This window comes from Hyphomonas sp. FCG-A18 (assembly GCF_045287255.1).
Classification (GTDB): Bacteria; Pseudomonadota; Alphaproteobacteria; order Caulobacterales; family Hyphomonadaceae; genus Henriciella.
In genome coordinates, this window is record NZ_CP137142.1 from 2,156,199 (window position 1) to 2,171,296 (window position 15,098).

Annotated in this window: 16 protein-coding genes; 11 read left to right on the forward strand and 5 right to left on the reverse strand. The window is 57.0% G+C overall.

The annotated features are described in order from the left end of the window. Positions 1 to 26: 26 nt before the first annotated feature. Positions 27 to 1,412, forward strand: a complete 1,386-nt coding sequence (locus tag RYZ27_RS10730) for an alkaline phosphatase PhoX (RefSeq protein WP_406679505.1) — start codon at positions 27 to 29, stop codon at positions 1,410 to 1,412. Between the two features lie 52 nt (positions 1,413 to 1,464). Here the strand turns inward: RYZ27_RS10730 and RYZ27_RS10735 are convergent, their stop codons facing one another. Further along, positions 1,465 to 1,608, reverse strand: coding sequence for a hypothetical protein (locus RYZ27_RS10735; RefSeq protein WP_406679506.1), 144 nt, complete (start codon positions 1,606 to 1,608; stop codon positions 1,465 to 1,467). 151 nt (positions 1,609 to 1,759) lie between these two features. Between RYZ27_RS10735 and RYZ27_RS10740 the strand changes: the two genes are divergently transcribed. Together RYZ27_RS10740 and RYZ27_RS10745 are read left to right on the forward strand one after the other, a co-directional pair. Continuing rightward, positions 1,760 to 2,380: a YfbR-like 5'-deoxynucleotidase gene (locus RYZ27_RS10740; protein WP_406679507.1), complete on the forward strand. Its 621-nt coding sequence runs from the start codon at positions 1,760 to 1,762 to the stop codon at positions 2,378 to 2,380. Next, a complete protein-coding gene (locus RYZ27_RS10745; protein ID WP_406679508.1) occupies positions 2,377 to 3,312 on the forward strand; it encodes an NrtR DNA-binding winged helix domain-containing protein in 936 nt (311 codons plus the stop codon). The genes RYZ27_RS10740 and RYZ27_RS10745 overlap by 4 nt, the downstream gene beginning before the upstream one ends. Here the strand turns inward: RYZ27_RS10745 and RYZ27_RS10750 are convergent. Then, the gene (locus tag RYZ27_RS10750) at positions 3,286 to 3,942 is read right to left on the reverse strand and encodes a rhomboid family intramembrane serine protease (RefSeq protein WP_406679509.1); all 657 of its coding nucleotides are present in this window, start codon (positions 3,940 to 3,942) and stop codon (positions 3,286 to 3,288) included. The genes RYZ27_RS10745 and RYZ27_RS10750 overlap by 27 nt on opposite strands. 116 nt (positions 3,943 to 4,058) lie before the next feature. Here RYZ27_RS10750 and RYZ27_RS10755 point away from each other — a divergent pair, with 116 nt between their 5' ends. The 3 genes from RYZ27_RS10755 (at position 4,059) to RYZ27_RS10765 (ending at position 6,423) form a co-directional block, all read left to right on the forward strand. After that, complete coding sequence (locus RYZ27_RS10755; protein ID WP_406679510.1) at positions 4,059 to 5,234, forward strand: acyl-CoA dehydrogenase family protein; 1,176 nt, start codon at positions 4,059 to 4,061, stop codon at positions 5,232 to 5,234. 18 nt (positions 5,235 to 5,252) lie between these two features. Continuing rightward, complete coding sequence (locus RYZ27_RS10760; RefSeq protein WP_406679511.1) at positions 5,253 to 6,068, forward strand: SDR family NAD(P)-dependent oxidoreductase; 816 nt, start codon at positions 5,253 to 5,255, stop codon at positions 6,066 to 6,068. A gap of 73 nt (positions 6,069 to 6,141) precedes the next feature. Next, positions 6,142 to 6,423 carry a TMEM165/GDT1 family protein gene (locus tag RYZ27_RS10765; RefSeq protein ID WP_406679512.1) on the forward strand — a complete coding sequence of 94 codons (282 nt, stop codon included), beginning with the start codon at positions 6,142 to 6,144 and terminating at the stop codon, positions 6,421 to 6,423. A gap of 62 nt (positions 6,424 to 6,485) precedes the next feature. On the opposite strand, the gene RYZ27_RS10770 is transcribed toward RYZ27_RS10765, so the two are convergent. Both RYZ27_RS10770 and RYZ27_RS10775 read right to left on the reverse strand, forming a co-directional pair. Beyond that, positions 6,486 to 7,175, reverse strand: coding sequence for an OmpW/AlkL family protein (locus RYZ27_RS10770; protein ID WP_406679513.1), 690 nt, complete (start codon positions 7,173 to 7,175; stop codon positions 6,486 to 6,488). 191 nt (positions 7,176 to 7,366) lie between these two features. Next, positions 7,367 to 7,735 carry a TerB family tellurite resistance protein gene (locus RYZ27_RS10775; RefSeq protein WP_406679514.1) on the reverse strand — a complete coding sequence of 123 codons (369 nt, stop codon included), beginning with the start codon at positions 7,733 to 7,735 and terminating at the stop codon, positions 7,367 to 7,369. Between the two features lie 101 nt (positions 7,736 to 7,836). Here RYZ27_RS10775 and RYZ27_RS10780 point away from each other — a divergent pair, with 101 nt between their 5' ends. After that, entirely contained in the window at positions 7,837 to 8,316 is a 480-nt protein-coding gene (locus RYZ27_RS10780) for a transcriptional repressor (protein WP_406679515.1), read from the forward strand. Beyond that, a complete protein-coding gene (locus RYZ27_RS10785; RefSeq protein ID WP_406679516.1) occupies positions 8,313 to 9,236 on the forward strand; it encodes a thioesterase family protein in 924 nt (307 codons plus the stop codon). The genes RYZ27_RS10780 and RYZ27_RS10785 overlap by 4 nt, the downstream gene beginning before the upstream one ends. 9 nt (positions 9,237 to 9,245) lie before the next feature. On the opposite strand, the gene RYZ27_RS10790 is transcribed toward RYZ27_RS10785, so the two are convergent. Further along, a complete protein-coding gene (locus RYZ27_RS10790; protein ID WP_406679517.1) occupies positions 9,246 to 10,316 on the reverse strand; it encodes a DUF2855 family protein in 1,071 nt (356 codons plus the stop codon). An 82-nt stretch (positions 10,317 to 10,398) separates the two neighbouring features. On the opposite strand from RYZ27_RS10790, the gene RYZ27_RS10795 reads away from it, so the two are divergent. From RYZ27_RS10795 to RYZ27_RS10805, 3 genes are read left to right on the forward strand one after another with little or no spacing between them, the layout of a single operon-like run. Continuing rightward, complete coding sequence (locus tag RYZ27_RS10795) at positions 10,399 to 12,255, forward strand: alpha-galactosidase (RefSeq protein ID WP_406679518.1); 1,857 nt, start codon at positions 10,399 to 10,401, stop codon at positions 12,253 to 12,255. 23 nt (positions 12,256 to 12,278) lie between these two features. Further along, positions 12,279 to 13,160 (forward strand): SMP-30/gluconolactonase/LRE family protein, encoded by an 882-nt coding sequence (locus RYZ27_RS10800; protein WP_406679519.1) that lies wholly within the window; start codon positions 12,279 to 12,281, stop codon positions 13,158 to 13,160. After that, positions 13,157 to 15,088, forward strand: coding sequence for a beta-galactosidase (locus RYZ27_RS10805; RefSeq protein WP_406679520.1), 1,932 nt, complete (start codon positions 13,157 to 13,159; stop codon positions 15,086 to 15,088). Before RYZ27_RS10800 ends, RYZ27_RS10805 begins: the two co-directional genes overlap by 4 nt. Positions 15,089 to 15,098 lie beyond the last annotated feature (10 nt).

A 15,098-nucleotide genomic window follows, 5' to 3' on the forward strand; every position in this document is an offset into this window, starting at 1 on the left:
CCCTGTAGAGAAACAGGGGACACATTATGCTGGCCAGTCGACGACACTTCCTACGTTCAGCCGCTGCGATGAGCCTTGCAGCGCCAGCCTATGCAACACTATCAGGCTGCGGTTCGAGCCATGCTGAAAGTCGGGCGAATCTTGTACCCGACCCTGAAGGCTGGCTCGACTTGCCAGAGGGGTTTTCTTATCATCGCTTTTCCCTGACGGGCGAGATGATGGATGATGGCCTTCTGGTGCCGTCTCGTCATGATGGTATGGGGGCGTTTGCGGTCGAAGGTGAGCCTGATCTGGTCCGCTTGATTCGCAACCATGAAGTTAAACCCGGTCGTGGCCATGAAACAGCCTTCGATCAGAACGAAGATACCTACCCAGCGGCGGATTTTGTTTATGATCACACGCCTTCTGGAAAACCTCTTGGCGGTGGAACAACCACTCTGCTCTACAATACTAAGACAAACACGCTGCTCCGCAGCCATCTGTCTCTGGCAGGCACGAGCACCAATTGCTCTGGCGGGATTACGCCTTGGGGCAGCTGGCTGACCTGTGAAGAAACGTTCGATCTGCCCGGGGATGGGGGCAACGAAGCGCATGGCTATGTTTTTGAAGTACCAAGCACCGAAAAAGGGCTCGCCAAACCCGTCCCCCTGAAAGCCATGGGGCGGTTCAAACATGAAGCCGCCGCCGTCGATCCACGCACCGGAATTGTTTACATGACGGAGGATCACAAAGAGGGTTTGACCTATCGGTTCATACCCAACACGCCCGGTCGCCTTATTGATGGCGGGCGCCTGCAAGCCCTTGCTTTGCGTGATCAGGAAAGTGCCGACACGCGCGGTTGGTCCGACCAGACCATACCAGTCGGGGAAGCGCTTGATGTGCGCTGGATTGATGTTGAAGATGTCACCTCCCCAAACAGCGATCTTCATATTCGCGGGCACAAAGCTGGGGCCGCGCTGTTTGCCCGTGGTGAGGGTATGGCGTGGAGCATCGACCGTGATGGTGGCTCCGTCTACTTTGCCGCGACAACCGGCGGGAAAGCCCGAAAAGGTCAGATCTGGCGCTATATCCCAAGCGCTCAGGAAGGTCAGGACGGGGAGGACACAGCTCCAGGACAGTTAATCCTGCACTTTGAGAGCCCTGACGCACAAACCATGGATATGTGCGATAATATCGTCGCCGCGCCTTGGGGGCATCTGGTCATCTGTGAAGATGGCGATGGGGAGAATTTTGTTCACGGACTCTCACCCGATGGGCGCGTTTACACAATCGCGCGCAATGCACACAAAGACCGCAATGAGTTTGCCGGGGCTTGTTTCTCGCCAGACGGCACAACCTTGTTCGTGAATGTGCAAACGCCTGGGGCAACCTATGCGATTACCGGGCCGTGGGCGCGTTTAGCGATGGTTTAGACGACGAAAGAGGATTACCGCCTGTGTGGAGTCGGTAATCCTCTGAAGCTACTTACTCGTCCTCTTCGAGCATATCACCCCAAAGGGTTTTTTTGCTCGTGCGGGCCGATTCAACAAGAATTACAACTGTTGCAACGCCCAGTACCCACCAAGCTGTACTGGCCTGTCCGGCCCACTCTACCATCTGTTCAATCATCACCACGCCTCGGGTCTTTGCCTCTGATGTCCCTAGGATGCAGGTCAGCACTTAACGACTCCTGACTCAAAACAGCCTATTTCAGGGCAAAGTGTGACCAAAAGCGGGGTGTTTCTTTACCCCGGCTTTCAATCGCGTAAACAGAGACGTGATGACGAATAAAACTTCCTCCCGCAAACCACCCGCCCGGGTCTGGCAGCGTATGCTGTCTGGTCGGCGTTTGGACCTGATTGACCCATCCCCGATGGATGTCGAGATTGAAGATATTGCTCATGGCCTCGCGCGGGTTGCGCGTTGGAATGGGCAGACCAAAGGCGCTCATGCCTTTTCCGTGGCGCAGCATAGCGTTGTTGTCGAAGCCCTCTGCGTGCATCTCGAACCACGGCTTGATCCACGCTCTCGTTTGCTGGCGCTCTTGCATGATGCGCCAGAATACGTCGTGGGCGATATGATCTCGCCATTCAAGGCAGTTCTGGGCGACAGCTATAAGGACATCGAGGCGCGCCTTGCCCATGCCATTCATGCCCGCTTTGGTCTGCCCGCCGAAACCCCGGCCAGCCTGAAACGCCTGATCAAAAAAGCTGACAATATCTGCGCCTGGTTTGAGGCGACGCAACTGGCCGGGTTCAGCCAGATCGAAAGTGACCGTTTCTTCGGCCATCCCCCCCGCGGTGTGCATCTCGAGCTTGAACCAGAACCAACCGAACAGGCACAAGCAACCTTCTTGGCGCGGACAGAAGCGCTGCTGTCCCGCATTGAGGTTGCCGTATGAGCCTGCGCATTGGCCTCTCAGTTGTAATCGTGGCCTATGATGGCGAGAAGCCGCGCGTTCTGGCGACCCGCCGGGAAGGTGATCTGGCTGCCCTGCCCTTTGGGGCGTTTGACCCAGATAAGCACCGCACATTTGAACTCGCTCTGCGCGGCTGGGTAAAAGAACAGACCGGCTTCCAGCTCGGCTATGTTGAGCAGCTCTACACATTCGGGGATCGTGATAGGGAAAGCCCGGAAGCCACCCTGAAGGATGCCCCAGAAGACGCGCTGATCGTCAGTGTTGGTTATCTTGCCCTGACACAGGAAGCCGAGCGCCTGCCTGACGCGTTCGAGGCCCGTTGGCGGGGCTGGTACCGTCACTTCCCATGGGAGGACCACCGCAAAGGACGCCCTGCCATGCTGGATGAGTTGATTGCCCCGCGCCTGCTGACATGGAGCGCTGGCCACGAAGATCGCCGCTCACGCGCGACGATCGCGTTTGGTCTTGAGGGCAATGACTGGCCGGATGAGGCGGTGCTTGAGCGCTATGAGTTGTTATATGAAGCTGGTTTGGTTGAGGAGTGTGCCCGTGATCGCGGCCTGCCTGAACCCGATGTCAAACTCGGTGAGCCGATGGCCTCCGATCACCGGCGTATCCTTGCCACCGCGATGGCACGCCTGCGGGCCAAGATTCGCTATCGCCCAGTTGTTTTTGAGTTGATGCCAGATCGCTTCACTTTAACCGCTCTACAAAGCACGGTTGAGGCGATCCTTGGACAATCTCTACATAAGCAGAATTTCCGCCGCGCACTCGATCGCACCAGTTTGGTGGAAGGCACAGGACAGATGCAACCCGGTACAGGGGGGCGCCCTGCGGAGCTATATCGTTTCAAACGCGAAAACGTGAAACGTGTCGGCGCTAGAGGCCTAAGCGCTCCGGTTGTTCGTAGCTAGCGCCAGGAAAAGCGGAAAGCTGAACCCAGCCGCCAGGCCACCGAGGTGCGCGGCCCAGGCCAGCGGAATGCTGATAACACCGCCCGCCAGTGCGATCCCGATATTGATTACGATCCAGAGAACACTCATCGACCAGGCCCCTTTCAAGCCACCGCGGATGTATCCGGCCGCAGGCAAGAAACCGGAAATGGCTGAAGAAGCTCCAATCGCGATTTGATTGGCGCCTTGTAGCTGCGCCACAAAGATTTCAGCGAGGCCGCCACCTATGGCACAGACCGCAAAGAACAAGACGAAAAGCCCCATACCGCGCGGAGAACGACCGAGCGCAAGCGCCAGGATCGGCCCTATCGAGAGCATCGCACCCATATTCATCGCCAGATGGAAGACACCGCCATGTAAGACTGTGTGTGCAAGCAAGGGGACCGCCTCTCCAAAAGGCCGCTCAATCCCAGCAAAATCTGGCCCGGAAATAATCGCCGCAGCGCGATAGAGCCAATCTTCCTGTGCTGGAGATGCTGAAAACTGAAACAGGCTGATACCCGTGATCAGGGCCGTCATGATTAGGATCACAATGGGATAACCATTGCTAAAAATCGGCGTGCGCGTGTGCGGTGTCTCTGGCTCAGTCATGAGTGCGATATGGCAGTCCTTACAGCAAAGCCCAATCCCAGCGCGACAGTTCAGGCTCTTTTGCCTGTCCCAAGGGCATATCTTGACGCGGAAAGCCTGCGCGGCACCCTCACGCCATGACCAAGATAATCAGCTTTGACAGCCTCCGCCCGCCCTGCCCGCATATGGATGAAACGCATGAGGCCTGGCGGCGCAGTGTGCGCGGCTTTATAGACCGCGAAATCATGCCCCATGTTGAGGATTGGGAAGAGGCCGGGCGTATCCCGCGCGCACTTTACAAGAAGGCCAGCGAGGCGGGTTTACTCGGCATTGGTTACCCCGAAGCCTATGGCGGGGAAGGCACCGATTTTGATCGCTTCCATGGCATTGTGACCAGTGAGGAACTCGCACGGATTGGCGCAGGCGGTGTGTCATCCGCCTTGATGATCCACGGGATTGGCCTACCGCCAATCATGGCCATGGGCAGTGAAGAGATGAAACGCGAGATCGGCCAAGCGGTTCTTTCTGGCGATAAGCAAATCAGTCTGGGCATTACTGAGCCGGGCGGTGGCTCAGATGTCGCGCAACTCAAAACCAAGGCTGTAAAAGACGGCAATGGCTGGCGAGTGAATGGCTCGAAAACCTACATTACTGGCGGCATGACCTCGAAATGGGCGACGACAGCGGTGCGCACAGGGGGTGAGGGTATGGGCGGTATCTCGCTCATGCTGATTGATCTGGAAAGTGAAGGCGTCAGCCGCACTGAACTGCCCAAACAGGGCTGGTGGGCCTCTGACACGGCTACCCTGCATTTTGATGATGTCTTCGTTCCGGCGGAAAATCTGATCGGGGAAGAAAATCACGGTTTCTATGGCATCATGGCCAACTTCAATGGCGAGCGTCTAGGCATGGCGGCGCAAGCTGCTGCCTATGCGCGTGTCTGCGTTGAAGAGGCCGCCGCCTGGGCGCAGGAGCGTAAGACATTCGGTAAGCGGCTCGCCGATCATCAGGTTATCCGACATAAGCTTGCCAGCATGGCCCAGCGCATCTGGGCAACAACGACCATGCTCGATACCTATGCCTGGCATGTCCAGAATGGACAAACGCCGGTCGCTGAGCTGGCCATGCTCAAGGTTCAGGCAACCGAGACAATGGAGTATTGTGCCCGCGAAGCGATGCAAATCCTCGGCGGCGCAGGGTTCATTCGTGGCCACAGGGTTGAGCGGATTTACCGCGAGGTTCGCGTTATGGCGATTGGAGGTGGTTCCGAGGAAATTATGCGCGACCTCGCTGCCCGTCAGCTCGGTGTATAAAATCTAAGGGAGACTTGGATGGACAGTTTTAAAGACAAGACCGTCGTGATTACTGGTGGCGCAACCGGGATTGGCTTTGCGCTCGCCAAACGGTTTGGAAGTGAGGGCGCGAAAATCGTCATCGGTGAACCCCGGAAAAACCGTCTTGATAAAGCCATAGAAACCCTGAAACACCTCGGTATTGAAACCTCTGCAATGGTGATGGATGTCACGGATCCCAAAAGCGTGGAAGCCTTTGCTGAGTTTGCCTGGAACACCTATGGCGCGGTGCATATCTTGATCAATAATGCCGGCATCAGCATTGGCCGCAGCAAGATGACAGACCTACCCCTGGAAGACTTACATCGCCTTTTTGATGTGAACTTCTTTGGGGTTTGGCATGGCTCGGCCATCTTCGGGAAGCGGATGATTGAGCAGGGCGAAGAGGCCGCTATTTACAACCTGGCTTCAGAAAATGCCTTCTTCAACGCAATCACCAAAAGCGCACCCTACATCGCCTCGAAGCACGCTGTACGTGGCTTGACCGAAGCCATGCGGGATGAGTTTCCAGATTTCGTCCAAGTCGGCATGATCGTACCCGGCTTTGTCGCCTCAGAGATGACTGCCGGTTCAGAACAGTTTGCGATGGATGCCGATAGCTTCGCTGAAAAAGTTGTCGAACAGGTCCGCGCGGGCGAGTTTTATATTGTGACCCACGCCTATAACATTGAGCGGATCAAGCCCATCCACAAGGCGATTGAGGATGCCTACGCCCGTAACGCCCCGCGCTATGACGGGGATGACGAGTATGATGTGCCCCTACTCATCGAACGGATGCGCCAGAAAAACCTTTAAAACTCCAGAAGCAAATTGGCGCGGGAGAATTGCTCGTTTAAGGAAGCCATTTCTCTCTTCGATGGAGCGCGCCATGATCGCCTTGCTGACAATTGCTGTAACAATTTTCCTCGCTGAGCTTGGCGACAAGACACAGCTGGCCACCGTACTTTTCGCCGCTGATGGCAGCCGCAACCCGTGGCTGGTGTTTATAGCCTCAAGTTTGGCCCTGGTGGCCTCTTCAGGCATTGCGGTTCTGTTAGGGGCAACGGCTGAGCGCTATCTCACAATGGTCCCGCTTAAGCTTATAGCCGGACTGGGCTTTGCCTTGATTGGCCTCATCATGATTGTCGGCCACTTTCGCGAAGCGGTATAAAAAGGCCCCGGGCTGCAGCCAGCCCGGGGCAAAGTGGTGTTTCTGGGAAGGAGGCTCGCGGGCTAGAATTTATAGCCCAGACCCAGACCCACCACGAGTGGGTTGATATCGACGTCTGCGTCAACGGTCGTGCCAGCACCAAGTGCTGTAGAGAAGTCGACGGTCACGTCTGTATTGATCCAGATTTTCTTGACATCGGCATTGAACGCCCAGCCACCTGGGACACCGTCAAGGTCATAGTCGAAACCAGCTTGAAGCGCGGCACCGAAGCTTGGATCGTAATCGATGCTATCTGCGGTAGAGCCTTCGTCTTCATTGAAGAACATGGTCGCGTTGATACCAGCACCCACGTAAGGCTTGAAAGCACTACCCGTGTCGAAGTGGTACTGCAGTGTCAGCGTTGGCGGCAGCAGCCAGACATCGCCAAGATCGATATCTACGTTGTCTAGCGCACCTGGGACAGTAACACCGGTCGCCTTAACGTCATGCGGTGTCACAGCGAGGATCAGTTCAACAGCAAGATTGTCATTGAAGAAGTATGTGATGTCGAGTTCAGGGACATACTGGTCCCCGATGTCCACACCACCCTGTAGCGCCGTGCCAGCGACAGAGAGGTCAGCACCCTCATCTGGCAAGACAGCAAGAACGCGTCCGCGCACCATCCAAGGGTTTTCCTCGTCAGCGTGGGCGATTGAAGCAAGACCGGCAAAGGAAGAACCAGCCATCAGGGCGGAAAGGAAGAGCGTTTTCATGGCAGAGCCTCTATCTACTCAGTTAATGATGAGTCCGTCTTAGAGCCTGAAATCATTACGGAAATTGCCCATTCTGACGCGCGTGAATGAGCCGCGCGGCATAGCCGCCCAAATGGGGGAAACTCCTTAGTGACGGCTGCATCAGGCTTTGAGATATGTCTTGAAGTTGTGCGCTTTTTTAGCGTACAGACTTATATATCGGGCTGTTGCCGCGCGACGGTGGCCCTTGAGACCCCAAGAGCATCTGCGAACTGATACACAAGGGCCTCTTCTCGTGGGTGTAACTCCCCATCACATAAGGCGACAACCCAAAGTAACTGCACGATACGCTCACGTTCGCACAGTGGACGCGCGCTCAATTCCGCAATCGCGCCGACCGTTTCCGAAGAGAGGGAGTCACGCGCGGAGGTCTTCGTCATCTTGCGATGCGTGCTGGGGTGAACTTCTGAAAGCCGCTTGAGAATTGCCCCAATCGTGTGGGCCTCCACTGGGCGTAAAACACCATCGGCATGAGCCAATCGCGTCAGTAAAGTCTCATGTGCTTCAAGTAGTGCCATCATGCGTTCCCTCAACCCGGAGTAGCTAAAAGCGGGGATCACCTGAACACAGCTTGAACAGAGACGCTTGCAAGCCGATTTAGGAGGGTTAGGAAGAGAAGATCATGACCAAGCACGTCCACAGCCATTCGCCTAATACGCCTTGCAGCCCTAAAGATGCTGATGCCTTTCTGGCGCAGGCTGAAACCATAGCAGAAGCCAAAGGCCAGCGGCTGACCCGTATCCGTCGCAAGGTCCTGGAACTCCTTCTCAACAGCGAGGAGCCCGCAAAGGCTTATGATCTGCTCGCCAATCTTGACGGTGAAGGCGCTGCCAAGCCGCCAACCATCTATCGCGCGCTGGATTTCCTGCAATCGGTTGGCCTCGCGCATAAGATTGAAAGCCTCAACGCTTATGTCGCCTGTGGCCATGCCAGCCACAGCCATTCGGCCGTTTTCCTGATCTGCGAGGCCTGTGGCGGGGCAGAAGAGTTACATGCCGAAGCAACCTCCTCTGCTCTAAATGCTGAAACCGAAGCCGCAGGTTTTGTTCTCAAGACTGCGGTGATTGAAGCCCGTGGCCTGTGCCGGAAATGCGCAGCATGATCCCGCTCTGGTCTGGTAGTGCAAACACTTGGGATTGCGACGAGATGGGGCACATGAATGTGCGCGTCTATGTCGAGAAAGCCATGGAAGGGTTGGGCAGTTTTGCTGCGGCCATCGCCATGCCACATGCCTATCGTGAAAAAGCCCCCTCAACGCTAATGGTCGCTGAACATCATGTGCGGTTTATTCGCGAGGTTCATCCCGGTCGGCCACTCAGCATGCACGGTTGCGTTCTGGAATGGGACGAAACCAGCGCCCTGCTGTATCAGGACATGCGCCATAGTGACGGCACGCCTTCCGCCGCCTTTCGCACACGCCTTTTCCATGTTGATGCGAAAACCGGAAAACCATTCCCGTGGAGTACACGCTCAAAAGCGCAACTCGAAGCCCTAAAGGGAACCGCCCCGGACGACACTAAACCCCGCGGGCTTGATCCGTCGGTTGCCCCACTTCCATCAAGCAGCACAACACTTGAGACCGTGGCGAAGGTCGGCGCGCTAGAGATTGGCCGCGGGACTGTCCCGCCTCAGCATTGTGATATTTTTGGACGCATGCTGGCCAGTTGGTTTATGGGGCGTATCTCTGATTCTGTCCCCAATCTCCTCTATGATTGGCGTAAGGCTGTGACAGCGAAAACTGAAGACGCCAAAATGGGCGCGGCTGTTCTGGAATACCGCCTGATCTATCGGAAATGGCCCCGCGCGGGTGATCGGTTTGTGATCCATTCGGCTTTGGCCGATGTCGCCGAGAAAACCCATACACTCTCACACTGGGTTATGGACCCGGACACAGGCGAAGCCTGGATGACCAGTGAAGCCGTGGCGGTGACGTTTGACCTCAACACACGCAAGGTTATCCCAACCCCGCCAGAGCAAATGGCCGCGCTGGAGACCATCGCCCCACGCGGCCTGCAACTCTAAAGCCCTGCTCTAGAACCGACAGATAAGCCCTTGAGACGGCGGCACTTTTCCTTCCAGTGTCGCAGCCCAGGCCTCAGCAATCGCCTCTGCACCCTCAACATTTTCCGGGGCTACAAACGCCTTTGAAGCCGGGTAGAAGGCCGCCAGATCACGCCCAACCATCTGGTCCAATTCGCCCGGTGCCAGAGCCTTTGCGCGAGCGCTGGCATAGTCAGGAACGAAGAAGAATTCCGGGGTCGGGCCTGTGCTTGGCGGCTCCATGGAGCGTTCGGCTTCCCAGTCGGTTACGCCGATGACAAGGCTGCGTTTGAGGTCATCGCCAAGGGTCTTGTGCAACGCTTCTGTTAGCGCAGGACGTCCGACAAAGTTGACATAAGCGGCCTTTGCGCCACTCACCTGATCGGCTTCATCATAGGTCAAGACTGTATCATACAGCCCTGTTTTAACGGTAAAATCCTTATTTCCAACCGAGGTCAGACCGATCGTCTTCATCTCGCTGCGCGCCTTGATGCTATGCGCGGTTGCCAACGCCGTCTTGGATGAGGCACTCGAGATCACGACCGTTTCAATCGGCTCACCCTGCAGGATGGTATCGCAAATCATCCACCCGGTTGTGTAGAGCGGGCGGAAGAGCATTTGTTGGGCTTCAGTCTCAGCATTATAGGACGGATCAGCACTGGTGCGGACATAGCGGTTATAGATGCCGGAAAGCGCGGCGCGATGTTCGACCGTATCAGAAAAACCATCCGGCGTGATCTTCCCCGGGACAATATCGAACGTGTCTGCGATTGGCAGGTAGCCATAGACCCGCTCGCCAACCTCGATCCCTTCAACATGAGAATGGACCACTGTGGCAAAACCCCAGACCGGAACCCGCCCCTGCGCGCTATCAGCGGCAGGGTAAAACGCCCAATAATGCATCGGTGGCCCACCAAAGGCGGCATAGGTGACATTGTTGGCCGTTAGCGCAAATGCCTCAACTTTCAGACGCACCTGCCCATCTGGCAGCGCGGTTTCAGCTTCTGTATGCCACTGCGTATCACGCAGGTTTGCCTTGTTGATCCAGTGCTGCAGCGCCATGCTGTCCTCCGCGTATTTTGTTGTATGATTTGCGGATAGAGTGATGGCTGACGTCACGCAAAGCAACAGAAATGAGCGGTTTATGAGCGAATTTGCGGTGATCGAGAGTATACCAGGGGGCGCTCAATGGGTCATCGCCGGAGACATAGGGTATTTCTGTGGGCCCTCTGCGGAGACACCCGGTCTTGCAACCTTAGCCCAAACCGCAAAAGCGCATGGCTTAATGGATGATGGCGAGCATTTCCGCATGCCACTAGGTTTTGCAAGCAGAGTGAGCGGGGTAAGCGCCAATGTCTGGGCGGTTGAGGGTGGTGAGCCCATAGCATTTCCCCTGCCCCGTTGGTGCACGGAAGTTTTGAGTTTTACCGGGCGTTGGAGTGGAGAGCTGCAACCGGAGCGGCAAGCGCTTGGTCGCGGCATTGAAGTGATCAGCCGATCCGGCAACCGTATCGCCCCTAATGCCTTTCCCGGACTGGTTGTTGGCGAAGACGGATTTGGCGAAGATCATGGCGAAGTGCTCGGCATTCACTTAGCGGCGCTGGCTGACTTTGATCTGACAATCAAGCGCGGACCGGAGGGCGATCACCTGCTCGAGGCCCGTGGTCCGGCGACAGGTCAAACACCGGCGCTTTACGTGGCTTGGTCAAGGCAAGGCCTGAATGGCTTGCGCCGCGCGTTTCAGGATGCCTATCGCACGCGCTTTAAAGCCACGTTTGAGCATCGCCGCCCGGTACAACTCAACACATGGGAGGGGGTCTATTTCAATCACGACTTGGACCATCTGACCGCGATGGCAAAGGCTGGTGCAGGTCTAGGGGTTGAACATTTTGTCCTCGACGATGGCTGGTTCGGGCGGCGTAGTGATGACACGCGCGGCCTTGGCGATTGGCAGCCGCGTCCGGATGTCTATCCAGATGGCCTCTCCCCTCTGATCAAAGCCGTTCAGGAACAGGACCTGAGCTTCGGTCTGTGGCTGGAGCCGGAAATGATCAATCGCGACAGCGCTCTGTTCGAAGCTCGCCCTGACTGGATATGGGGCGAGGTCAATCAACCGCTCGGGCGTGGGCAATATGGCCTTGATCTCAGCCATGCTGCCTGTCAGGCCCATATTCAGGCTGTCGTCGATGAGATTGCAACCATGGAGGGTGTGCAGAGCCTGAAATGGGATTGTAATCGCGACCTGAAAGGTGTCACGCCAGAGATTGCGCAAGCCGCCTATGGCTTGATGGCGCACGCGTCTGAGCATGTACCAATTGAAGCCTGCGCGTCCGGGGGTGGGCGATTAAGCTGGGGCTTTGGTGATGTCGCCTACCGCTACTGGCTCTCTGACGCGCATGATCCGGACATTAAACTGCCTATGCTGGCCCAGGCCAGCTTGTTCTTTCCGACCATGGTGCTTGGCACGCATGTTGGTGGCACCGTGAGTCACCTTACCGGACGGGCTTTTCCGATAGAAACGCGCATGGCGGTCGCCATGCTCGGCCATATGGGGCTGGAACTCGACCCGACGCGCCTGAAACCGCATGAAACAGATATGCTGAAGGCCGCCATTGCCGACTGGAAAGCCCGGCGTGACTGGTTGAAAGATGGGCATCTTCTGGCCCTGCCCTACCCTGATCGAGGTCTATCAGCCGTCGGTGTTTTCAGCGCAGACCGCACCCGCGCTTTGATTGTCGTTTTGCAACGTGAAACAGCGCGCGATATCATTCCTGTTCCGCTGCGATGCGGTTATTTGAAGGGTAAACTAAAGATTAACGCCCTTAACCCTGACCCGGTCATCGCGCGTCTGGCCAAGGTACAACCGCGCTGGGTTGAGAGCGGTGTTGAAACAGATGCAGAGACCTTATCGAGCCTCGGCCTACCCGTGCCTGTCCTGCAACCGGGCCGATGTCTCATGATTGACATTGCCCCAGCAGGTTTGGATACCGAACAAGGCTGATTTGTCTTAAGAAGGGTGCATCCATGTCGAAGGTTGAGTGTGTTGCGCCAACAGGCTGCCTGCTGGGTGAAGGGCCGCTTTGGAGCCGCAGTGAAGGCTTTCTCTGGTGGGTCGATATCAAGCGCGCCAAGCTGCACCGGTACAACCCCAAGACAGGCAATACGCGCCGTTATGACCTGCCCATCCATGCTAGCGCGCTGGCCATGTATCAGGGGCAGTTGCTGATGCTGGGGGACCGCGAAGCGGGCCTTTATGACCCCGAAACCGAAGGCTATGAACGTATCGTACAACTTGAGCAGGAACCGGATGGCAACCGCACCAATGATGGCGGTATGGCCCCGGATGGCAGTTTCTGGTTTGGCACCATGGATAATGCCGAGGAAGAGCCACGCGGGCAGTATTATCGCCTGTCTGCACCCGGCACGGTCGAAGCCATGCGGTTTGACCCAGTCATGGTCACCAACACATTCCAATTCTCCCCGGATGGGCGGACCTTTTACACCTGCGACAGTGCCGGGCAGGAGATTTTCGCCTTTGACCACGATCCAGAAACCGGCGTGCTGACTGAGCGGCGGGTGTTTGCCGACACGATCCGCGCTGGATGCTATCCTGATGGCTCTGTGATCGATGCCGAGGGCTTCCTGTGGAATGCGCAATGGGCGGGCTCTCGCATTGTGCGCTATGCACCCGACGGCGCTATTGACCGGATTGTCGAGTTGCCCGTGTCACGGCCCACAAGTCTCGCTTTTGGCGGGTCGGACCTGAAAACACTGTATATCACTAGCGCACGCGTAGGACTGTCGAATGCGGCGCTTGACCGCCAGCCGCTCGCCGGGTGCCTGTTTGCATTGGAGGTCGATGTGCCGGGCCTGGCCGTGCCGGAATGGGGAGAAGCGAGATCATGAAACTCGGCGTCTGCTACTATCCTGAACACTGGCCAGAGCGCCAATGGGCCGAAGATGCCGCGCGGATGAAGGCGCTCGGCCTGTCGCTGGTGCGGATTGGCGAGTTTGCATGGAGCCGGATTGAACCGCAGCCGGGGCAGTATGACTGGGACTGGCTCGATCGGGCGATTGCAACCCTGGCGCAGGCCGGGCTGGAGATTTGCCTCGGCACACCGACAGCGACACCGCCGAAATGGCTGATTGATGCGCACCCTGACATCCTGCCTTGTGACGCGCATGGGCGACCCCGCACATTCGGGTCACGGCGGCATTATTCCTTCAGCTCAAAAACCTATCGCCGGGAAAGTGCCCGCATTGTTGAGGCCATGGCGCAGCGCTATGGCAGCCACCCTGCCGTCACATGGTGGCAGACCGATAATGAATATGGCTGTCACAACACAGTGGAGAGCAATGACCCGGACGCGCGCGCTGCGTTTCGAGCGTGGCTGGCCGATCTTTACGGTGAGATTGGCGCGCTGAATGCGGCTTGGGGGACGGTGTTCTGGAGTCAGGAGTATCGCAGTTTTGACGAGGTTGATCCGCCCCTTGCGACGGTGACAGAGCCGAACCCGAGCCATGTCCTCGACTGGCGCTGCTTCAGCTCTGATCAGGTCGCAGACTATAATGCCATGCAGGTTGAAATCCTGCGTCGGTATGCTCCGAATGCGACGCTGACGCATAATTTCATGGGGCATTTTACCGAATTTGACCATTATCCAGTAGGCGCGCAGGTGGATGTCTCGACTTGGGATTCCTATCCACTCGGCTTTCTGGAGCAGGCCTGGTGGGACAATCAAACCAAGCTGACCCATATGCGTACCGGGCATCCGGACTTTGCCGCCTTCCACCACGATCTTTATCGCGGCACCGGGCGCGGACGTTTCGGCGTGATGGAACAACAACCCGGCCCAGTGAATTGGGCCCGGTATAACCCAGCGCCCCTGCCCGGCATGGTCCGGCTATGGAGCCTTGAGGCTTATGCGCACGGCGCAGAGCTCGTCTCGTACTTTCGCTGGCGGCAGGCCCCGTTTGCACAAGAGCAAATGCATGCCGGGCTGAACCGTCCAGACCTGTCGCCCGATATTGCCAGCGCAGAGGCGGCGGCCGTGATAGAAGATATGGCCACCTTTGGCGCACCTGCATCGCCACAAAAGGCGAAAGTCGCGCTGGTCTATGATTATGAAAGCCATTGGGTGATTGAGACCCAACCACAGGGAAAGAGTTTCTGGCATCAGGAACTTGTCTTCCTGTTCTATACCGCCCTGCGTCGGTTCGGGCTGGATGTGGATATTATCCCAATAGATGCGGACTTTAGCGGCTATGATCTGATCACCGTGCCCTGCCAGCCTATGCTGAATGGGGGCGATGTCACGCGCCTCATTGAGAGCGGTGCGCAAGTCCTGTTTGGCCCACGCACAGGCTCCAAAACGCACACTTTGCAAATCGCCGATGGCCTTGCCCCTGGCTCGCTCAAAAAGGCCCTCCCAATCACTATTCCGCGCGTTGAAAGCCTGCGCCCCGGTCATGTCGAACAAGCTAACGGGTTTACGATCTCGCGCTGGCTAGAACATGTTGAGAGCGATCTGGAACCGCTCTGGCGTCTTAAGAGTGGCCATGGTCTCTGCTATCAGTCCGGGGCAATCACCTACCTTAATGCCTGGCCAGATACGGCCTTGCTGGAAGCGCTCACCGCACGCCTGCTCACGGCCAAAGGTCTTCCTGCGGCCATACTGCCTGAGGGGCTGCGCGTACGCCGGCGTGGCGATCTAACTTTCGTCTTCAATTACGGTTCGAAAATGCAGGACATTAGCGGCTTGTTTGAGGGTGAATGCATTCGCGGGGACACAATGCTGGCTCCGGCTGGCGTAACGGTCTTCCGGCAATCCTGATCTTGCGCCT